This window comes from Curtobacterium sp. APC 4022 (assembly GCF_030407555.1).
Lineage (GTDB): Bacteria > Actinomycetota > Actinomycetes > Actinomycetales > Microbacteriaceae > Curtobacterium.
The window spans coordinates 1-19,193 of sequence record NZ_JASDDD010000048.1; the positions used below are offsets into that span (position 1 = coordinate 1).

The window sequence follows — 19,193 nt, forward strand, 5'->3', positions numbered from 1 at the left end:
CCAGGCCGGGCGCGTCGCGTGCCGGACGGGAGGCGCGGCTCAGGACCCGGCGAGCGAGCCCACGAACGCGAACAGGAGCGCGAGCAGCGGGAAGGCGCCCTGCATCGACGCGGACCGCAGGTACTTGCGGCCGGTGCCGACGAGGACGACGGCGGCACCGAGCATGCTCGCGCACGAGAAGACGACGAGCGTCCAGCCGGTCGCACCGTTGCCGGCGAGCACCATCACGACGCCGAGGATCGCGCCGATGGCCAGGAACAGGTTGTAGAAGCCCTGGTTGAAGGCGAGCGAGCGGGTCGCCTGCGCCTCGGCCTCACTCGAGATGTTGAAGATGCGTCGAACCCGGGGGCTCGTCCACGCCACCGACTCGAGGAAGAAGATGTACGCGTGCACCAGGCCCGCCAGGACCGCGAAGACACCGGAGATCGCCAGCAGAACCGTCATGATGACCATCCTCCCAGCATCGGGACGATCGTGCGGTCACATCTCGTCCGCGACCCCCTCGATCAGTAGGCTCTGACCATGAACGAGGCCCGAGGGACGACCGATGACGACGCCGTGGCCGAGCTGCAGGGCATCCGGCAGAGCATCGACAACATCGACGCTGCCGTGATCCACATGCTCGCCGAACGGTTCAAGTACACGCAGCGGGTCGGGTACCTCAAGGCCGCAGCGGGCATGCCGGCTGCGGATCCCTCGCGCGAGCAGACCCAGGTCGCCCGGCTCCGCGCCCTGGCGGAAGAGTCGCACCTCGACCCCGCGTTCGCCGAGAAGTTCCTCAACTTCATCGTCGCGGAGGTCATCCACCACCACGAGCGCATCGCCGTCGGTGAACTGTGACCCTGCCGCCGCTGCACCTGCTGATCGGCTCGTACACGCCGACCGGGGGTGGCAACGCGACCGGCATCTCGATCCTCGACGGTGACGTGGTGTCGACCGTCGCGGTGCTCGACGACCCGTCGTTCCTGGCGGTCGACGGGGACCGGGTCTACGCCGTCTCCGAGACGATCGACGGCGGGGTCCACGCGTTCCGCCGGTCCGGGTCCGCGCTCGAGCACCTGTGGGACGCCCCCGCCGGTGGGGACGCACCCTGCCACGTGCGGGTCGACCCCTCGGGGGCGCTCGTCGTCACGAACTACGTCTCCGGGACGGTGACCGCGGTGTCGCTGCAGGCTGCGGAGGCGTACGCGGCGTCGTCTGCGGGTGCGGCTGCGGGTGGGGTGCAGGGCGCTGGGCCAGGCGCTGGGGCTGGCGTTGAGGCCGGCGCGACTGCTGCGGTGCACGGCGTCGCGGGGCAGGGCGCCGGTGTGTCCGCCGTGCTGCCCGACGCTGCCCTCGCGACCGAGGTCCTGCCCGACGCCACCGGCCCCGACGAAGACCGACAGGAAGGCCCGCACGCCCACCAGTCGATCGCCACACCGGACGGCACCGTGCTGGTCGCCGACCTCGGTGGGGACGCCCTGCACGAGTTCCGGATCAGCGCCGACGCCGGCTCGGTCTCGATAGAACCGCTGCGTGTGCACCACGTCACCCCGGGCGCCGGACCGCGGCACATGGCCTGGGTCGACCGGGACCTGATCGTCGCGGGCGAACTCGACGGACGGGTGTACCGCCTCCGTCGCGACGAGTCCGGGTCGTTCCGGGAGGTCTGCGCCACCTCCGTCCTGAACGGCCCCGATGTGCCCTCGCTCCTCAGCCACATCGAGGTCGACGAGCGCGGCCTGGTCACGGTCGCCGTCCGTGGCCGCGACCAGATCGTGGTGCTCGACACCGCGGACGACGGGCTCCACGTGGTCGGGGCGGCCTCGGCCGGCGGGGTGTGGCCGCGCCACTTCGCCCGGGTGCCCGGCTACCTGCTCGTCGCGAACCAGATGTCGGACGCCGTGGCGGTGCTGCCGGTCGGGGACGACGGCGTGCCGGGGGAGGCGGTCGGGCAGATCGCGGTCGGCAGCCCGGCCTGCATCATCCCGCTGGGGTAGCCGGTCTGCGTGGTCAGGCCTGCTCGACCGGCAGGTCTGCCCGACCGCCAGGTCAGGCCTGTTCGACCGGCAGGTCGATGACGTTCTCGAAGGCCCGGCCCTCTGCCAGTGCTGCGACCTGACGCCGGATCAGGTCGAGCGACCGCGGGATGCTCAGATCCGTGTTGCCGCCGACGTGCGGCGTCAGCACGGTGTTCGGTGTCGTCCAGAGCGCGTGGTCGGCGGGCAGGGGTTCCGGATCGGTGACGTCGAGCGCCGCCGAGATCCGGCCCGAGCGGAGTTCCGCCACCAGAGCATCCGTGTCGACGACCTTGCCGCGCGCGACGTTCACCACGAGCGCGCCGTCGGGCAGTGCGGCGAGGAGGTCCGCGTCCACGAGTCCCTCGGTCTCGTCGGTGAGTGGCGCGATGAGCACGAGGACGTCCGTCGTGCGGGCGAGTTCCGGCAGCTCGCCGAACGCATGCACCTGCCGACCGTCCTGCTCACGAGCGGTCCGGGCGACGACGGTGACGTGGGTGCGGAACGCCTCGAAGCGCGTCGCGATGGCCGAGCCGATCGCGCCGTAGCCGACGACGGTCACCCGGCGGTCGGCCAACGATCGGGTCTCGCGGGCGTCCCACCGCTGTTCGGCGCGGTCGAACTGGAACGCGGCGATCTCACGCAGCGAGGTCAGCGCCAACCCGACGGCCAACTCGGCGGTCTCGTCGTCGTGGATACCGCGGCCGTTCGCCAGCCGGGCATGACCGGGAACGTGCGGGGTCGCCCACTCGTACCCGGCACTCGGCAGCTGCAGCAGCTCGAGGTTCGGCAGGTCGTGCACGAACTGCCACCGGTGCCGTCCACCGAAGTAGAACGGCAGGAACGCGATGGCGACCTGGTCAGCCCGGGCGTACGGACCCTCGACGTCCCAGACGTCGAGCTCGATGCCGTCCGGCACCGGGCCGAAGCCGTCGACCAGTTCCGGCAGGGGCAGCGTGACGATCGGCACCGGGGTCAGGAGTCCGTGCGCGGAGAGAAGGAGCCGTGGTCGTCGAGCGGCCCGCGACCGACGTAGCCCTCGGTGACGTTCTCCTTGATGACGTCGCCGAAGTACGACGGCAGGGTCGCGCCGTGTGCACCGCGGAGCTCGTCGATCGTCGCCTCGAACGCACCCTGGACCTCGAGCGAGCCCGACGTGGCGTCGGTCACACCGATGCGCAGCACCGGGTAGCCCCGACCCGTGCAGAGGCCCTGGAATCGCACGTCGTCCTCGCGCCGGACGGTCACGATGACGCGGCCCGTCGACTCGGAGAACAGCGCGGTCGCGGTGTCGACGCCGTCGCGGGACTCGAGTTCGTCGAGCACGACGCGGGCGCCGAGCCCGAAGCGGAGCACCGACTCGGCGAGGGTCTGGCCGAGGCCGCCGTCCGCCAGGTCGTGCGCGCTGGTCAGCAGCTGCTCGTCGGCCGCGGCGGCGATGAGCTCCGCCAGCGCCTTCTCGCGCCCGAGGTCCACCATCGGCGGACGTCCACCGAGGTGGTCGTGCACGGTGCCGGCCCAGGCCGAACCGTCGAGCTCGAGGCTGGTGGTGCCGAGCAGGTAGATGTTGTGGCCGTCGTCCTGCCAGCCCGAGGGGATGCGCTTGGCGACGTCGTCGATCACCCCGAGGACACCGACGACGGGCGTCGGGTGGATCGGGGTGTCACCGGTCTGGTTGTAGAACGACACGTTGCCGCCGGTGACCGGGATGCCGAGTTCCATGCAACCGTCCGCCAGGCCTTCGACGGCCTCGGAGAACTGCCACATGACCTCGGGGTTCTCCGGCGAGCCGAAGTTCAGGCAGTCGGTGACCGCCGCGGGGACGGCACCGGTGACGGCGACGTTCCGGTACGCCTCGGCCAGGGCCAGTCGGGCGCCCTGCTTCGGGTCGAGCTGGCAGTAGCGGCCGTTGGCGTCCGTGGCGATCGCGACGCCGAGGCCGGTCTCCTCGTCGACGCGGATCATGCCGCCGTCGTCGGGGAAGGACAGCGCGGTGTTGCCGAGGACGTACGTGTCGTACTGGTTCGTGACCCAGCGCTTGTCGGAGAGGTTCGGCGACCCGAGCAGCTGCAGGAACTGCGCCTTGAGGGCCGGGCCGGTCTCCGGACGGTCGAGCGACTCGGCGCCGTCGGCCTGCAGCGCATCGATCCAGGTCGGGTAGGCGACCGGGCGGTCGTAGACGGGTCCGTCGACGGCGACGGTGCGCGGGTCGACGTTGACGATCTCCTGGCCCTGCCAGTCGATGACGAGACGACCGGTGCCGGTGACCTCGCCGAGGACGCTGGTCTCGACCTCCCACTTGCCGACGACCTCGAGGAAGGCGTCGAGCTTGTCGGGCCGGACGACCGCCATCATGCGCTCCTGGCTCTCCGACATGAGGATCTCCTCTGCCGTGAGCGACGGGTCGCGGAGCAGGACGTCGTCGAGGGAGATGTGCATCCCGCCGTCGCCGTTGCTCGCGAGCTCGCTCGTCGCGCAGGAGATGCCCGCAGCGCCGAGGTCCTGGATGCCCTCGACGAGCTCCTTCTGGAACAGCTCGAGGCAGCACTCGATGAGGACCTTCTCGGCGAAGGGGTCGCCCACCTGGACAGCAGGACGCTTGGTCGGGCCGCCCTCGGTGAAGGTGTCGGACGCCAGGATCGAGGCACCGCCGATGCCGTCGCCACCCGTGCGGGCACCGAAGAGCACGACCTTGTTGCCCGCACCGGAGGCGTTCGCCAGGTGCAGGTCCTCGTGACGCAGGACGCCGACCGCCAGGGCGTTCACCAGCGGGTTGCCCTGGTACACCGGGTCGAAGTAGGTCTCGCCGCCGATGTTCGGCAGGCCCAGGCAGTTGCCGTAGAACGAGATGCCGCCGACCACGCCGTGCACGACGCGTGCGGTGTCCTCGTGGTCGATCGCGCCGAAGCGGAGCTGGTCCATCACCGCGACCGGACGGGCACCCATCGAGATGATGTCGCGGACGATGCCGCCGACACCGGTGGCCGCGCCCTGGTACGGCTCGACGTAGGACGGGTGGTTGTGCGACTCGACCTTGAAGGTCACCGCCCAGCCGTCGCCGACGTCGACGACGCCGGCGTTCTCGCCCATGCCGACCATCAGGTTCTTGGTCATCTCCGGCGTGACCTTCTTGCCGAACTGCCGGAGGTAGTTCTTGCTCGACTTGTAGGAGCAGTGCTCGGACCACATGACCGAGTACATGGCGAGCTCACCCGAGGTGGGGCGGCGACCGAGGATCTCGCGGATCTTCGCGTACTCGTCGGCCTTCAGCCCGAGTGCCGCGTAGGGCTGTTCCTTGTCGGGCGTCTCGGCGGCGTCCTGGACGGTGTCGGGCTTCGGGCGGACGGGCGTGGTCACGGTGTTGTCGTTCCCTGTCACTGGAGTCGCGGGCGCTGGAGTCGCGGTCACTTGACGAGCGCGCGCTCGATCACGGAGGTGAAGAAGGTGAGGCCGTCCGTACCGGAGGCCATGGCCGCGCGGGTGTCCGGGCCGAACCCGGGTTCCGTCGCGTGCTCGGGGTGCGGCATCAGGCCGACGACGTTGCCGCGCTCGTTCGAGACACCGGCGATGTCGTCGATCGACCCGTTCGGGTTGACGCCGACGTAGCGGAAGACGACCTGACCGTTGTCCTCGATGCGCTTGATCTCGTCCGCATCGGCGACGAACCGGCCGTCGGCGTTCTTCAGCGGGATGGTGATCTCCTGCTGCGCGTCGAAGCCCGAGGTCCAGGCGGTGTCGGCGTTCTCGACGCGGAGCACCTGGTCGCGGCGGATGAACTGCTGGTGGGCGTTCCGCGTGTGCGCGCCGGGGACCAGACGGGCCTCGGCGAGCATCTGGAAGCCGTTGCAGATGCCGAGCACGGGCATGCCCTTGCCGGCGACGTCGATGACCTCGGCCATGATCGGTGCCTTGGCGGCGATGGCACCGGCACGGAGGTAGTCCCCGTACGAGAACCCGCCCGGCAGGACGATCGCGTCGACACCCTGGAGGTCGTGGTCACCGTGCCAGAGCGCGACCGGCTCCGCCCCGGCGAGACGCACGGCGCGCTGGGCGTCGCGGTCGTCGAGCGACCCGGGGAAGGTGATGACCCCGATGCGCATCGTCACTCGACGACGCTCACGGAGACGACGTCCTCGATGACGGCGTTCGAGAAGACGTCGACCGCGATCTCGCGGACTTCGGCGAGCGTGGCGTCGTCGACGGGACCGTCGACGGACACCTCGAATCGCTTGCCGATGCGGACGTTGGTCAGGTCGTTCTTGCCGAGGCGGGCCAGGGCGTTGCCCACGGCCTTGCCCTGGGGGTCGAGGATCTCGGCCTTCGGCATGACCTCGACGACGATCGTTGGCACGTGTTCACTCCAGCACAGGGGTCGGGTGGGGACGTGTCCAGTCTAGGTCCAGCGCACGGCGCGTCGGGCGCTTGTGGAGAACTGTTCCACAACGTACTATTCCAAGTCGAACATTCGGCTTCGATCGTTCGGTCCACTCGCTCGTCCACACACCCCCGGGAGGCACGGTGTCGGAACTGACGCCTCTCGCCTACGCGGCACTCGGGCTCCTGAACGAGGGGCCCACCCACCCCTACGAGATGTTCCAGACGATGGTGCACCGACGGGACGCCCGGAACGTCAAGGTCCGGCCCGGCACGCTCTACCACCAGGTCGGACGACTCGTCGAGCTCGGGCACGCCCAGGCAGTGGGCACCGAGCGCGAGGGGAACCGGCCCGAGCGCACGACGTACGCCATCACGGACCAGGGCAGGACGGTCCTCCACGACGGTCTGCTCCACCTGCTCACCGAGCCCGCGGACGAGTACCCGGTCTTCCACCTGGCCGTCGCCGAGATCGAGAACATCGCGCGCGACGAGGCGGTCTCCGCCCTGTCCGCACGTGCCTCCGCCCTCGAGCGCAAGCAGGCCGAGACGGACGAGATCCTCGACGTCGTCCTGGCCAAGGACCTGCCCGAGCGGTACTGGCTGGACGTGTCGTACGTCCGTGCCATGCTCGCCGCGCAGATCGAGTGGTTGCACGCCACCGTCGCACGCATCGAGCGTGGCGACGTCCCCTGGGGCGGTCCGGGTCCCGGACCACACGCCCCCGCAGACAACACGATGAACAGCAACAGCAAGGACACCACTCGATGACATCCGCATCAACCGCCGCCGACCTGGAGCACGGCAAGAAGCCGTGGCCAGCGCTCTGGGCACTCGTCGTCGGCTTCTTCATGATCCTCGTCGACTCGACGATCGTCTCGGTCGCGACGCCGACCATCGCGAAGGCGCTCGACGCCGACATCAACGCCGTCATCTGGGTGACCAGCGCCTACCTGCTGGCGTACGCGGTGCCCCTGCTCATCACCGGTCGTCTCGGTGACCGCTTCGGCCCGAAGGTGCTCTACCAGGTCGGGCTCGTCGTCTTCACCCTCGCCAGCCTCTGGTGTGGTCTCGCCGGGTCGATCGAGATGCTGATCCTCGCCCGCGTCGTGCAGGGCCTCGGCGCCGCGATGATGACCCCCCAGACGATGTCCGTCATCACGCGGATCTTCCCGCCGCAGAACCGCGGCGCGGCCATGGGCCTCTGGGGTGCGGTCGCCGGTGTGGCTTCCCTCGTCGGCCCGATCGTCGGCGGCCTGCTCGTCGACGGCTTCGGCTGGGAGTGGATCTTCTTCGTCAACGTCCCCGTCGGCGTCGTCGCGTTCGTCCTCGCGCAGAAGTTCGTCCCGTCCTTCGAACGCCACGGTCACCGCTTCGACTACCTCGGCATCGTGCTCTCCGCCGTCGGTCTGTTCCTGCTCGTCTTCGGCATCCAGGAGGGCGAGACCTACGACTGGGGCACCATCACCGGCCCGATCTCGGTCTGGTCGCTGATCATCGCCGGCATCGTCGTGCTCGTCGCGTTCGTCGTCTGGCAGGGCGTGCAGAAGGGTGAGCCGCTGCTGCCCCTCGGCCTGTTCAAGGACCGCAACTTCACCCTGGCGAACATCGCGATCACCGCGGTCGGCGTCGCCATCTCGTCCTTCGCGCTGCCGATCATGCTCTGGGCGCAGGACGTCCTGCGCTTCTCGCCGACCCAGGCCGCACTGCTGCTCGTGCCGCAGGCGGTCATCTCGGCCGGCCTCGCGCCGTTCGTCGGCAAGAAGCTCAACGTCTGGAACCCGCGCTGGGTGGCCTCCTTCGGCCTCGCCTGCTTCTCCGGTGGCCTGTTCTGGTTCGGTGCGCTGATCGCAGCCAACGCCGACTGGGGATGGGTGCTCCTGCCGAGCGCCCTGCTCGGCCTCGCCAACGCCTGCATGTGGGGACCGCTGTCCGTCTCCGCCACGCGCAACCTGCCGCCGCGTCTGGCCGGTGCCGGCTCGGGCGTCTACAACACCACCCGTCAGATCGGTGCAGTGCTCGGTTCCGCCGGCATCGCCGCCCTGATGGAGGCCCGCATCACCGCCGAGTTCCCGCAGCAGTCCGGCGGTTCCGGCGCTGGTGCCGAGCAGACCGGGTCGCTGCCCGGGTTCCTGCTCGAGCCGTTCTCGCGGGCCATGGGCCAGTCCCTCGTCCTGCCAGCCGTCGTGCTCATCGCCGCGATCGTGGCCGCGCTGTTCCTGGCGAAGCCGAAGCAGACCGTCGCCTGGAAGCAGACCGGTTCGGTCGCCACGCAGCCCGACGGGTCCGCCGACGCGGCTCCGGCCGACGGCGAGCGGGACCACGTCGGTGCCCACGCCGCGGCCGCCGCACCCGCGACCGCCGCGGACGAGCGCGCCGCCGGGCAGCACCCGGGCAAGCACGTCGAGGCGTAGTCCGAGCGTCCCGCACCACCGGAACCCCGGTCCCTCCTCGAGGGGCCGGGGTTCCGTCGTGTCGGGGTGTCTGGCGTCCGGTCCCGGTCCTGGTCCCCGGGCGTCTCGGTGCCCCGGTGGCTGGGTGCCTGGGGTCGGGCCAGCCGGCGCGGTTGCCGAGCGGGCGGAAGTGCGCCGCTGGCGTCTGCGGCACCGGGGGATTCCGCCCACCCGCGGGGGTGCGCGGCCCGTGGACCGTCGCCGAGGCGGGCGGAGGCCAGCGAGCGGGCGGGAACGCGCCTCCCGGGTCGCCCGCCTCAGGCGATTCCGCCCGCTCACCCCGTCACGCGCACTTTCTGACCAGCTCGGGAGGCCCGCCCCACGTCGAGCGGGCGGTTCCGCGCCGCCTGTGCTCGCGGAACCCGGGCTTCCGCCCGCTTGGCGGTCGGGGCAGCGCTGGCGGGAAGGCCGTGTGTCGGTGAGTGGGCGGAAGCGCGCCTCCACGCCGGGCAGCGTCCTGGTGTTCCGCCCGCTCGCGGGTCGGGGCAGCGGCGGGACGGGCGTGTGTCGGTGAGCGGGCGGAAGCGCGACTCCAGACCGGGCAGTGCCCTGGTGTTCCGCCCGCTCGCCGGTGGGGGCAGCCGCCGAGCTGGCGCGCATCGGCGAGCGGGCGGATCTGCGCTCCGCGTGGCCGTCAGGCGGGGCGATTCCGCCCGCTCGCGCGCAGCGGACGCCCGGTGCAGATCGATCGGGCAGATCTGCGCGGCTCGAAGTGCGCAGACCCTGGTGTTCCGCCCGCTCGCGCCGACCGGCCGGACCTCCGGCCCGCGGCGCGCCCGCCCGCGGCGCGCGCGCCCGCTCGCCCTCGCCGAACCTCCGGCCCGCCGCGGCGCAGCGCGCCCCGCCCTCAGGGCCGACGCTGCAGGTGCTCCCGCGTCAGCGCGTCCATCTGCTCGTCCGTCAGGTCATCGACCTCGCGGGCCTCGCGGCGGTCGGAGCGCTGCCACCGGATGAAGAGGGCGATGAGCACGGGGACGTCCGCCACCTCCGCGATGAACCACAGCAGGTCGCCCGCCAGGTGCTGGTCGCGCAGCGGCGACGGCGCCCACGGCACGTGCAAGGCCACCCTCCCGGCTCCGTCCAGCACGTGGTCGCTGACGCGCATCACGACCGCCGGCACCGCGTCGAGCACGAGCTCCACGAACGCCAGCAGGAACTCGGCGGTGGCGAAGGCAGAGGAGCGGAGCACCCCGACCTCGGACAGCGGCGCGAGCAGGCCGAAGCCGAGGACGGGCACCAGGACGGTGATCCCCACACTGCTGACCAGGGACTGCCGGAGCACGGCCGCCAGCGGGGTGAGCATCACGCAGAACAGCGCGAGGGCGACCAGCGGCGAGACGATCGCGTTGCCGAGGAACCGTGCCGGGCGCGACCGCAGGACGGCGTCGGCGGATTCGGCGAGGTGGGTCGGGCCTCCCGTCCGCAGCAACGCGAACGGGCCGGACAGCGCGGCGAAGGTGGGGACCGCGAAGAAGAGGACGGCGATCCGCAGGACGAAGGCCCATCGCAGCTGGCGGTCGTACTGGCCGACGATCCCGAACTGCACGACGGCGAACAGGGCGAGCGCGGCGACGAACGCCAGGGTCCGCCACCACGGCCAGCGGGCGCCGCGGCGGCGTGCGGCGACCAGGCCGACGCCGTACGCGACGGCCGCGACGACGAGGAGCACCGCCGCCAGGGGGTCGACGTGCCAGGTACTCCAGAACTCGGAGGGTGACGGCGTGGGGTGCCTCCCGGTGGTCGCGCTGCGGGAGACATCTTCCTCCGGACGGGAGGCCCGACCCGGCTCCGCCAGATGAGTATCCCTACATGGTCCGCACGCCCCGGGCCGCGACCGTCTTGCTCAGCAACCCCGTGCCGACCGGGATGGCGACCGCTCCGAGGAGCGCGAGCGGGAACGAGAGGTGCAGCTGCATCACGGCGAACGCCGGGCCGATGGTGCAGAGGGCCGCGACCGCGAGGATCGGCCACGCCGGGCGGTCCGCGCCGGGAACGAGGCGGGGGAGCGGGCGGTCGAAGCGCCGGACGGTCCGGGCGACGCCGAGCGTTGCGGCGAGCAGGACGACCACCGCGACCACCCGAGTGGCCCACCAGGTCCGCGAGCCCGGGTCGGGGAACGGCAGCCCGACGAGCAGCCCGATGCCGTTGAGCAGGATGAAGAGCGGCAGGTGCCACAGGTAGATCGTCATGCCGTCGCGGCCGAGCAGGAACACGACGGCCCGCGCGGGGCGGGTGTGCATCAGCCGCGTCAGGGGAGCGTGCACGAGCTGGACCAGGCAGGCCTGCCCGACCGCGAGCAGTGCCAGCGGGAGCATCGGCGGGTTCAGGTCCTGCAGCATGTCCGGCGCCCAGAGCCCGACCGAGGTGATCGGCACGAGGGCGGCGTAGGCGAGGACCGCGATCCCCGCCAGCAGGAGCTTCGAGCGTCGGGCGAACCAGCCGTCGGCCCAGAGGAACCCGAGCTGCTGCGCGAACAGCCACACCGGGCCGAGGTTGAGCAGCCCGACCTCGGCGACCCCGGTGCCGAGGCGGACCGCGTCGACCACCGTGGCCAGCAGGAGCAGCACCGCCAGGGTGCTCCACGGGGCGGTGGCGTGCAGCCGGGCCATCAGCGGCACGCAGCACTGCGTGATTCCGTAGGCGGCGAGGAACCAGAGCGGCGACCCGATCCCGAACGCCAGCTCGCTCAGCAGGTCCGCCGGTGTCCCGAGGACGGTTGCGATGCCGAGCCCGATCGCGAGCACCGCGAACAGCGGTACCGCCGGCCGGTACAGCCGCACGAGCCGGGTCGCGACCCAGTCCCGCGCACCGCCGCCCCGGGCGACGGTGCTGCGCCAACCGACCGCGCTCGCGAAGCCGCCGACGACGAAGAAGAGGGGCATGACCTGGCCGATCCAGGTCGCCGCCACGTACCAGGGCAGTTCCTGCAGCGGGCTCGTCACCCGGAGGCCCGCGGCGTCGGAGCCGACGCCGACCATCGTGACGTGCACGACGACGACGAGGACGACGCAGGCCGTCCGGATGAGGTCGACGACCAGGTCTCGCTGCGCGATGGCCCCCCGGACGTCCTGAGCGGTGTTCGCCGACGCGTCGGCCTGCTGCATGGACATGGCAGGACGCTACCGGTCGTTCCACCCCTCCCAGGCAGGGTCCAGCCGATCGCGACACGATCGTGACACATTGCATTCCAGGAGGCGCATGTGTCGCCCGCAGGACCGCCTCAGCCGTGTACAGTGGGCGTTGTCTTGAATCCTGCAAGAGAAGGGCTCCGCATGGTCGACGACACCGAACTGCTCCGCGGAGCCGGCCTCCGCGTCACCGCGCCGCGTCTCGCCGCCCTCCGGGCCATCGAGACCCGACCGCACACCACCGCCGACGACCTGGTCACGGCGCTCGCCGCCGAACTCCCGACCACCAGTCACCAGGCGGTCTACGGCGTCCTCGGCGCCCTGACCGGCGCCGGACTCGTGCGCCGGATCGAACCGGCGGGCAGCCCCGCCCGCTACGAACGGCGGACGGGCGACAACCACCACCACATCGTCTGCACCATGTGCGGTGCGATCGGTGACGTGGACTGCGCCGTCGGACACGCGCCGTGCCTGACGCCGTCCGAGACCCACGGCTTCGCCGTCACCACCGCTGAGGTCACCTACTGGGGGATCTGCGAGCAGTGTGCGGCAGCCGAGCAGAGCGGCATCGACACCGATGCCGTGGCTGCGAACCGACCCGAGCCATCCTGACCGAACCTACGTTCCACCTGAGGAGGAACCGTGTCCGACCAGAACACGCCCACCACCACGACCAACAGCGGGGCCCCGGTCTCCAGCGACCAGCACTCCATGGGAGTCGGCGCCGACGGCCCCATCGCCCTGCACGACCACTACCTGGTCGAGAAGCTCGCCCAGTTCAACCGCGAACGCGTCCCGGAGCGCGTCGTCCACGCGAAGGGCGGCGGGGCGTTCGGTACCTTCACCGTCACGCACGACGTCTCGCAGTACACGCGTGCCGCGTTCCTCCAGCCCGGTCAGACCACCGAGATGCTCGCCCGCTTCTCGAGCGTCGCCGGTGAGCAGGGCTCGCCCGACACCTGGCGCGACCCCCGTGGATTCGCGCTGAAGTTCTACACGTCCGAGGGCAACTACGACCTCGTCGGCAACAACACCCCGGTGTTCTTCATCCGCGACGGCATCAAGTTCCCGGACTTCATCCGCTCGCAGAAGCGCCTGCCGGGCTCCCACCTCCGCGACCACGACATGCAGTGGGACTTCTGGACGCTGTCGCCCGAGTCGGCGCACCAGGTCACGTGGCTCATGGGCGACCGCGGCCTGCCGGCCAGCTGGCGGAACATGGACGGCTTCGGTTCGCACACCTACCAGTGGGTCAACGCCGAGGGCGAGCGCTTCTGGGTGAAGTACCACTTCATCACCGAGCAGGGGCACAAGACCCTGACGCAGGAGGACGCCGACCGCATCGCCGGCGAGGACGCGGACTTCCACATCCGCGACCTCCACGAGGCCATCGAGCGCCAGGACTTCCCGCGCTGGACCCTCAAGGTGCAGGTCATGCCCTACGACGAGGCTGCCGAGTACCGCTTCAACCCGTTCGACCTGACGAAGGTGTGGCCGCACGCGGACTACCCCCTCATCGAGGTCGGCACGATGGAGCTGAACCGCAACCCCGAGAACTACTTCGCGCAGATCGAGCAGGCGACCTTCGCCCCCTCGAACTTCGTGCCCGGCATCGCGGCCAGCCCGGACAAGATGCTCCTCGCGCGCATCTTCAGCTACGCGGACGCCCACCGCTACCGGGTCGGCACGAACCACGCGCAGCTGCCGGTCAACGCCCCGAAGAACGAGGTGCACTCGTACTCGAAGGACGGCGGGATGCGCTTCGACTTCCAGAAGTCGGAAGTCCCCGTGTACGCGCCGAACTCGCTCGGTGGCGCCCACGCCGACCCGACCGCGACCGACGACGCCCCGGGCTGGGAGTCCGACGGTGCGCTCCAGCGCTCCGCCGCGACCCTGCACCCCGAGGACGACGACTTCGGCCAGGCGGGCACGCTCTACCGCGAGGTCCTGGACGATGCAGCCCGCGAGCGTCTCGTCGGCAACATCGCCGGCCACGTCTCCAAGGTGACGCGCGACGACCTGCGCGAGCGCGTCTTCGCCTACTGGACGAGCGTCGACCCCGACCTCGGTGCGCGCGTCCGTGCGGCCGTCGCGCCGAGCGCGCCGGGCTCGAACGAGGACCCGCAGAAGGTCGCCGTCGAGGCGTAGCAACTGGGGCACAGACCACAGACGGGAGGCGCGGTGCGAGTTCGACTCGCACCGCGCCTCCCGTCTGTGGTCTGTCGGCCCGCCTGCTCGGCGCAGGCGGCGCGCCGAGCGGTCGAGACTCCCCGTTCAGTTCCGTCGAGTGGTCGGCAACCGTCGTTCCGGGAGGCCCGGTGCGACCGTTCCTGACCGCTCGGCGACCGCAGGCGGGCGCGTCGGGATCGGGTCCCTCAGACCTGCTGGCCGTTGAGGAGGATCGGACCCTCCGGCCAGTCCTCGAGCCGGGCCGTCACCGGCCGGACCATCCAGCCGCCCTGCTCGGTCTCGACGACCCCGGCGCCCTCCGCGGTGAAGGCACTGAAGGTGCCGATCGCTTCGGGGAACTCGTGCCAGCCCATGTGGGCGTAGAAGGGGATCCGGTCCTCGCCGGCGCCGAGGAAGCCGTACGGCACGCGGAGCCCGTCGAGCACGTCGTGGACTCGTTCCATCAGCTCGCGACCCACCCCGGTGCCCTGCAAGCGGGGTGATACACCGACCAGGCCGGTGTCGCCCACCAGGACGTCCTCGCCGCCGACCGTGACGAACATCCGGCGGATGCCGACGTGGGCCAGGACGACGCCGTCCGCGGTCCGGCCGAGCACGCGGCGCTCGGGTTGCATCCCGGACCAGCTCCGGCCTCCGACGTACCAGTGCGACCAGCTCGGGAACGCCTGCGCCAGCATCGCTGCGATCGCCTCGTGGTCGGTGAGCGTCATTGCGCTCTCCTCGACCACCTCCCACCGGATGTCTTCGCTCATCCGCCCATCCTGCCCGGGAAGTGCCGTGCTTGCTGGGCGCTTCTGTATTCCGGATACGAGGAACTGGAATCTCGGTCTGCAGGGGTCTTACCGTGGCGCCGTCCACGAGAGAACTCGTGGCGAAGGAGGGAACACGGATGATCACGAAGTTGGTCCTCGGCGCAGCCGTCGTCGGCACGCTCGTCAGCGGCACGGTGGCGCTCGACGCCGCGACCGCACCCCGGGCAGAGGCGGCGGCCTGCTACGGGTCGGTCAGCATCTGGAAGGGCAAGAACAACACCTGTTCGTCGGCCCGGCACTGGGATGCGATCAGGAACGCGAAGTCGAAGTACGGAGCGTGGGTGACGCGGGGCAGGTACTCCACCCAGAACGCCTGCTGGGCGAACGTCGTCTCGTACGGGATGACGGCGAAGTAGATGCGTGGTCGAGAGCGCGGCCGCGTCATGGCGGTAATTGCTGGCGCGGCCGTGGTCTCCATCGGCCTCGCCGGCTGTACCGGAGGGCAGCAACGACGGGCCCCATCGACGTCCGACGCGGGATCGCTGACGGCCACCGGGCCGTGGGCGGACGAATTCCGCGATGCGTTGCAGCACGGGGTCTCCTCGTACGAGGCAGCGATCCTCCGTGACGGCGAGGTCACGCCGGCGGAGCTCGAGGACGCGCATCACCATGTCCGGCAGTGCCTGGGGGAGTCGGGGCTCGACATCGCGTACGCCACGGACGGCGGCTTCGAGCTCGAGTCCCGTGACGGCAAGTACCCGGATGACTTCTTCGAGCGGTCCGATCCGGTTCTCCGTGCCTGCGAGGAGCGGTACGACCAGTACGTGACGATGCTCTTCGAGGAGACGCGTCGGAACCCGCAGAAGCAGGACGAGGCCGCGATCACCGTCAGGTGTCTACAGAAGGCCGGGCTGGTCGGCAAGGACTACAGCGAGCGGAAGTGGCGGGCCGAGTACGACGCGGGGGTGTTCTCGTTCCCGGAGTACGACACGGCAGCGAAGCAGTGCACGCTCGATCCGCTCGGGCTGTGGCGGACGCCGTGAGGCGCGATCATGCCGGTCCACCGAGATGCGACGCGAACAGTTGCGTCACCCGGTGATGGGTAATACGTTGCACATCAGTAGGGGTGTTCGCGGAATGGAAGGACGAACATGTTCATGAAGTTGATCCTCGGCGCAGTCCTCGTCGGGACCGTCGTCAGCGGAGGAGTTGCGGTCGACTCGGCGATGGCGCCGGAGGCGAACGCGGCTGCGTGCTGGGGGCAGATCACCCAGACGAAGGGCAAGAACTACACGGGGTGCGGGGCAGCCCGGCACTTCGTGGCCGTCGGAGCCTCGTTGCAGATCAAGACGGGAAACCGTGCGACGGCGAACAAGTGGTCATACGAGCCGGTGTGCTGGGCGGGGATCCGCAAGTACGGCATGGTCCGGTCGCAGTGAGGAGGCGGGCGCGGCGGAGTGTGGCCGTCCTGGCACTGGCTGGGATCGTGAGCACGACCGGGGCATGCTCGAAGCCGCTCTCCGATCGACCCGCGGATGAACCCGACCTGTCGCAGTTCGTCGACGCGGGTCCGTGGGCGGCTGATTTCGCCACGGCGTTCACAGGCGCGGGGGCCTACGAGCGGGCAGTTCTGCACGATGGAGTCATCACCTCGGCGGAGCGAGCGGACGCTCACACTCGCCTGGCAGCTTGCATGCGGGACGCCGGTTGGCGGTGGAAGGAACATGACGACGGCAGCGCCGAAGGCGAGCCGCTCCGATCAGGGGCTGCAACGGATGTCGAAGACATGTCGCGTCACTTGGAGGAATGCTCGAAGCGGTGGGACAGGAACATCTCGTTGCTCTTCGAGCAGATCCGGCGTAACCCCGCGAAGCGAGATGAGGCGAAGATCTCCGTCACGTGCCTCCGACAAGCAGGCGTGGTCGGGTCGTCGTACTCCGAGCGGCAGTGGCGGTCGGAGGAGGACTCAGGCGTCTTCTCGTTCAATGAGTGGTCTCCAGCGGCGGTGCATTGTCGCGAAGATCCGCTCGGTCTGTGGCGGACGTCGTGAAGCGGCGATGGTGCGTGCCGATGGTGGTGGTCACCCTGGTCGTGAGCGGCTGCACCCAATCGACTCCGGTCGCCGTCGAGCCGAGCCCTCAGCGGATGGACCCCGCTGCCTTCGTGGCCGCAGGGCCCTGGGCAGCAGAGTTCGCGGAAGCAGCGGTGAGTCCCTACCAGGTGAGGCTCCTCACGGACGGTGTGATCACTGTCGATGAACGTGCGGATGCACGCTCCCGGACGAGCAAGTGCATGCGGGCACACGGGTACCGGTACGCCGAGCTCAGCGACGGAGCTGCCGAGATGGACCCGCTGTACGGACAACACGAGACCATCGAGCAGGCGACCTCGTACCGTCGCGACTGCTCACGCCGGTACGACCACGGGATCTCGATGCTGTTCGACGCGGTCCGACGGAACCCTGAGCACCGGGCCGAGGCCACGATCCAGGTGGCATGTCTGCAGCGCTCGGGAGTCGTCGGCGCGGACTACACACAACGGCGATGGCGAAGTGAGCAGGCCGACGACCGCTTCTCCTTCGAGCAGTGGTCTCCGGAGGCCACCCGGTGTCGAATCGACCCACTCGGGCTTCGGTGGCAGGGATGAGCGGGCGGCGCAACAGCATGCTGTCCGGCTCGCTCCTCGGTCTCGGCAGCCTGCTGGTCGCTGCAGCCGCCGGTGTCGGCGCGGTCTTCGCACTCCCGGCCGATCCGCCCGCGGCCCTGCGGACGGCGACCCCGGTCGAGACGGTGGCGGTCACCGAGCGGTCGGACGCCGACGAACACCAGGTGCAGCTGGCGCTCGACACCGGTGCGCCCCGCGCTGTGGTCACGAGCCGGACCGGCATCGTCACGTCGTCGTCGTGTGCGACTGGTGGGGTGGTCCGGAGCGGCACGGAGATCGCCCGGGTCGACGACCTGCCGGTGATCGCGTTGGCCAGTGGGACGCCGCTGTTCCGAGACCTCCACGACGACGACCGGGGCGAGGACGTCCGCGGACTGCAACAGGAACTCGCTCGACTGGGTTCGAGGATCACCGTCGACGGGATCGTCGGACCGGGGACGCTCCGGGCAGTGCGGTCGTTCCTCCTGGCCCACGACGTTCCGCGTTCGGCGCTCTCGGACGACACGATCGAGCGCTCGGCCTTCGCATGGATCCCCGCGGCAGAGGCAACGGTCCGGACCTGCACGGCGGTGGTCGGGGCGCCGGTGGACGCCGACGGAACGCTCGTCGAGCTGCCCGCCGAACTGCGCGGAGCACGGATCGAGCAGCTCCCGGCGGACGTCGTGGCCGGCCCGCGTGCGATCACCGTCGGACAGTTCCGCAGCGCCGTCGACGACCACGGAGTGGTGACGGACCCGGCAGCACTCGCGCAGATCGGCGCGCTCCCGGAGTACGCCGCGACGGTGGCGTCCGCCGACGGCGTCCCCACGCTGCCGGCGACGTGGGCGCTCGCCGAGGCGCTCACGGTCCAGGTCGTCCCCCCGACCGCGCTCTGGGACCTCCGGGACGACCACGCGTGCGTGCAACCGGTGACCGGGGATCCGGTCCGGGTCGAGGTCGTCGGTTCGGAACTCGGTCAGTCCTTCGTCCGGGCCGGATCGGGGACCACACTCGACCGCATCCGCGCGACACCCGAGGGTGGTCGGCCGTGCCGGTGAGCCTCAGCGCTGTCGGACACCGGTGGCCGAACGGCACCGAGCTGTTCCACGACGTCGAGCGGACCTTCGACGAGGGCACCGTGACGGCCTTGGTCGGCCCGAGCGGCTCCGGGAAGTCGACGCTGCTCGCGATCCTCGCCCGGATGACCACGCCGACGTCCGGACGGGTGGAACTGCCCGATGACGCCGCCGTGCTGTGGGTGTTCCAGAACCCGCACGGGGTGGCGCGCCGGACCGCCCTCGACCACGTGACCCTGCCGTTGCTCGCCCGAGGGATGCGTCGACGTGCGGCCGAGGACCGGGCCATGGTCGTCCTCGAGCGTTTCGGTCTCGCGGGCCGGGCCACAGCGCGGTTCCGCGAACTCTCGGGTGGCGAGGCACAGCGGCTGATGCTCGCTCGGGGCGTCGCCGCGGCCCCGACGCTCATGCTCGTCGACGAACCCACCGCGCAACTCGACCGGACGACCGCGGCCGAGGTGAACGACGTGATCGCCGAACTCGCAGCCGCCGGCACCACCGTCGTCGTCGCGACGCACGACGACGCCACCCGGGCAGCGTGCGGGGCGGTCCTGGACCTCGGGGCGTTCCGGTGAGACGG

General features: G+C 70.7%; 21 protein-coding genes. 13 read left to right on the forward strand and 8 right to left on the reverse strand.

The genetic code is table 11. The features are described from left to right. Positions 1-39 precede the first annotated feature (39 nt). Complete coding sequence (locus QL987_RS13520) at positions 40-444, reverse strand: DUF1304 domain-containing protein (protein ID WP_181439244.1); 405 nt, start codon at positions 442-444, stop codon at positions 40-42. A 78-nt stretch (positions 445-522) separates the two neighbouring features. On the opposite strand from QL987_RS13520, the gene QL987_RS13525 reads away from it, so the two are divergent. Together QL987_RS13525 and QL987_RS13530 are read left to right on the forward strand one after the other, a co-directional pair. Continuing rightward, positions 523-840: a chorismate mutase gene (locus QL987_RS13525; RefSeq protein ID WP_111074883.1), complete on the forward strand. Its 318-nt coding sequence runs from the start codon at positions 523-525 to the stop codon at positions 838-840. After that, on the forward strand, positions 837-1,979 hold the full coding sequence (locus QL987_RS13530) for a beta-propeller fold lactonase family protein (protein ID WP_290158099.1): 1,143 nt from the start codon (positions 837-839) through the stop codon (positions 1,977-1,979). The genes QL987_RS13525 and QL987_RS13530 overlap by 4 nt, the downstream gene beginning before the upstream one ends. A 52-nt stretch (positions 1,980-2,031) precedes the next feature. Here the strand turns inward: QL987_RS13530 and QL987_RS13535 are convergent, their stop codons facing one another. Genes QL987_RS13535 through purS form a run of 4 tightly spaced genes read right to left on the reverse strand, consistent with a single transcriptional unit; the run spans position 2,032 to position 6,348 of the window. Next, positions 2,032-2,967 (reverse strand): 2-hydroxyacid dehydrogenase, encoded by a 936-nt coding sequence (locus tag QL987_RS13535; protein WP_290158100.1) that lies wholly within the window; start codon positions 2,965-2,967, stop codon positions 2,032-2,034. Positions 2,968-2,972: 5 nt separating this feature from the next. Then, a complete protein-coding gene (gene purL / locus QL987_RS13540; RefSeq protein ID WP_290158101.1) occupies positions 2,973-5,354 on the reverse strand; it encodes a phosphoribosylformylglycinamidine synthase subunit PurL in 2,382 nt (793 codons plus the stop codon). Positions 5,355-5,401: 47 nt separating this feature from the next. After that, the gene (gene purQ / locus QL987_RS13545; protein WP_111074887.1) at positions 5,402-6,097 is read right to left on the reverse strand and encodes a phosphoribosylformylglycinamidine synthase subunit PurQ; all 696 of its coding nucleotides are present in this window, start codon (positions 6,095-6,097) and stop codon (positions 5,402-5,404) included. Positions 6,098-6,099: 2 nt separating this feature from the next. Next, positions 6,100-6,348 (reverse strand): phosphoribosylformylglycinamidine synthase subunit PurS, encoded by a 249-nt coding sequence (gene purS / locus QL987_RS13550; protein ID WP_111074888.1) that lies wholly within the window; start codon positions 6,346-6,348, stop codon positions 6,100-6,102. A gap of 167 nt (positions 6,349-6,515) precedes the next feature. Between purS and QL987_RS13555 the strand changes: the two genes are divergently transcribed. Both QL987_RS13555 and QL987_RS13560 read left to right on the forward strand, forming a co-directional pair. Continuing rightward, on the forward strand, positions 6,516-7,142 hold the full coding sequence (locus QL987_RS13555) for a PadR family transcriptional regulator (RefSeq protein ID WP_221851484.1): 627 nt from the start codon (positions 6,516-6,518) through the stop codon (positions 7,140-7,142). Next, on the forward strand, positions 7,139-8,785 hold the full coding sequence (locus QL987_RS13560; protein ID WP_290158102.1) for a DHA2 family efflux MFS transporter permease subunit: 1,647 nt from the start codon (positions 7,139-7,141) through the stop codon (positions 8,783-8,785). The genes QL987_RS13555 and QL987_RS13560 overlap by 4 nt, the downstream gene beginning before the upstream one ends. Before the next feature lie 886 nt (positions 8,786-9,671). On the opposite strand, the gene QL987_RS13565 is transcribed toward QL987_RS13560, so the two are convergent. Together QL987_RS13565 and QL987_RS13570 are read right to left on the reverse strand one after the other, a co-directional pair. Beyond that, complete coding sequence (locus QL987_RS13565) at positions 9,672-10,493, reverse strand: cytochrome c oxidase assembly protein (RefSeq protein ID WP_290158103.1); 822 nt, start codon at positions 10,491-10,493, stop codon at positions 9,672-9,674. A gap of 136 nt (positions 10,494-10,629) precedes the next feature. Next, complete coding sequence (locus QL987_RS13570; RefSeq protein ID WP_290158105.1) at positions 10,630-11,934, reverse strand: acyltransferase; 1,305 nt, start codon at positions 11,932-11,934, stop codon at positions 10,630-10,632. 162 nt (positions 11,935-12,096) lie between these two features. Between QL987_RS13570 and QL987_RS13575 the strand changes: the two genes are divergently transcribed. Together QL987_RS13575 and QL987_RS13580 are read left to right on the forward strand one after the other, a co-directional pair. Further along, complete coding sequence (locus tag QL987_RS13575; RefSeq protein WP_111074892.1) at positions 12,097-12,564, forward strand: Fur family transcriptional regulator; 468 nt, start codon at positions 12,097-12,099, stop codon at positions 12,562-12,564. Positions 12,565-12,594: 30 nt separating this feature from the next. After that, on the forward strand, positions 12,595-14,100 hold the full coding sequence (locus QL987_RS13580) for a catalase (RefSeq protein ID WP_290158106.1): 1,506 nt from the start codon (positions 12,595-12,597) through the stop codon (positions 14,098-14,100). A 227-nt stretch (positions 14,101-14,327) separates the two neighbouring features. Here the strand turns inward: QL987_RS13580 and QL987_RS13585 are convergent, their stop codons facing one another. Beyond that, positions 14,328-14,894, reverse strand: coding sequence for a GNAT family N-acetyltransferase (locus QL987_RS13585; protein WP_290158107.1), 567 nt, complete (start codon positions 14,892-14,894; stop codon positions 14,328-14,330). 137 nt (positions 14,895-15,031) lie between these two features. Here QL987_RS13585 and QL987_RS13590 point away from each other — a divergent pair, with 137 nt between their 5' ends. From QL987_RS13590 to QL987_RS13620, 7 genes are all read left to right on the forward strand, one after another. Beyond that, positions 15,032-15,310 (forward strand): hypothetical protein, encoded by a 279-nt coding sequence (locus tag QL987_RS13590; protein ID WP_290158108.1) that lies wholly within the window; start codon positions 15,032-15,034, stop codon positions 15,308-15,310. A 168-nt stretch (positions 15,311-15,478) separates the two neighbouring features. After that, the gene (locus QL987_RS13595) at positions 15,479-15,937 is read left to right on the forward strand and encodes a hypothetical protein (protein WP_290158109.1); all 459 of its coding nucleotides are present in this window, start codon (positions 15,479-15,481) and stop codon (positions 15,935-15,937) included. Between the two features lie 114 nt (positions 15,938-16,051). After that, positions 16,052-16,333 (forward strand): hypothetical protein, encoded by a 282-nt coding sequence (locus QL987_RS13600; RefSeq protein ID WP_290158111.1) that lies wholly within the window; start codon positions 16,052-16,054, stop codon positions 16,331-16,333. A 47-nt stretch (positions 16,334-16,380) separates the two neighbouring features. Further along, positions 16,381-16,944, forward strand: a complete 564-nt coding sequence (locus QL987_RS13605; RefSeq protein WP_290158112.1) for a hypothetical protein — start codon at positions 16,381-16,383, stop codon at positions 16,942-16,944. 242 nt (positions 16,945-17,186) lie between these two features. After that, positions 17,187-17,540, forward strand: a complete 354-nt coding sequence (locus QL987_RS13610) for a hypothetical protein (RefSeq protein ID WP_290158113.1) — start codon at positions 17,187-17,189, stop codon at positions 17,538-17,540. Beyond that, the gene (locus QL987_RS13615) at positions 17,537-18,595 is read left to right on the forward strand and encodes a peptidoglycan-binding protein (RefSeq protein ID WP_290158114.1); all 1,059 of its coding nucleotides are present in this window, start codon (positions 17,537-17,539) and stop codon (positions 18,593-18,595) included. The genes QL987_RS13610 and QL987_RS13615 overlap by 4 nt, the downstream gene beginning before the upstream one ends. Further along, complete coding sequence (locus QL987_RS13620; RefSeq protein ID WP_111074900.1) at positions 18,586-19,188, forward strand: ATP-binding cassette domain-containing protein; 603 nt, start codon at positions 18,586-18,588, stop codon at positions 19,186-19,188. Before QL987_RS13615 ends, QL987_RS13620 begins: the two co-directional genes overlap by 10 nt. Positions 19,189-19,193 lie beyond the last annotated feature (5 nt).

What these genes read in the sequence shown, in the direction of transcription:
- purQ (WP_111074887.1), bottom strand. Translation starts at nt 6,097, where the DNA reads ATGCGCATCGGGGTCATCACCTTCCCCGGGTCGCTCGACGACCGCGAC.
- QL987_RS13585 (WP_290158107.1), bottom strand. Translation starts at nt 14,894, where the DNA reads ATGAGCGAAGACATCCGGTGGGAGGTGGTCGAGGAGAGCGCAATGACG.
- QL987_RS13610 (WP_290158113.1), top strand. Translation starts at nt 17,187, where the DNA reads ATGCGGGCACACGGGTACCGGTACGCCGAGCTCAGCGACGGAGCTGCC.
- QL987_RS13560 (WP_290158102.1), top strand. Translation starts at nt 7,139, where the DNA reads ATGACATCCGCATCAACCGCCGCCGACCTGGAGCACGGCAAGAAGCCG.
- QL987_RS13525 (WP_111074883.1), top strand. Translation starts at nt 523, where the DNA reads ATGAACGAGGCCCGAGGGACGACCGATGACGACGCCGTGGCCGAGCTG.
- QL987_RS13615 (WP_290158114.1), top strand. Translation starts at nt 17,537, where the DNA reads ATGAGCGGGCGGCGCAACAGCATGCTGTCCGGCTCGCTCCTCGGTCTC.
- QL987_RS13600 (WP_290158111.1), top strand. Translation starts at nt 16,052, where the DNA reads ATGAAGTTGATCCTCGGCGCAGTCCTCGTCGGGACCGTCGTCAGCGGA.
- QL987_RS13520 (WP_181439244.1), bottom strand. Translation starts at nt 444, where the DNA reads ATGACGGTTCTGCTGGCGATCTCCGGTGTCTTCGCGGTCCTGGCGGGC.
- QL987_RS13575 (WP_111074892.1), top strand. Translation starts at nt 12,097, where the DNA reads ATGGTCGACGACACCGAACTGCTCCGCGGAGCCGGCCTCCGCGTCACC.
- QL987_RS13570 (WP_290158105.1), bottom strand. Translation starts at nt 11,934, where the DNA reads ATGTCCATGCAGCAGGCCGACGCGTCGGCGAACACCGCTCAGGACGTC.
- QL987_RS13590 (WP_290158108.1), top strand. Translation starts at nt 15,032, where the DNA reads ATGATCACGAAGTTGGTCCTCGGCGCAGCCGTCGTCGGCACGCTCGTC.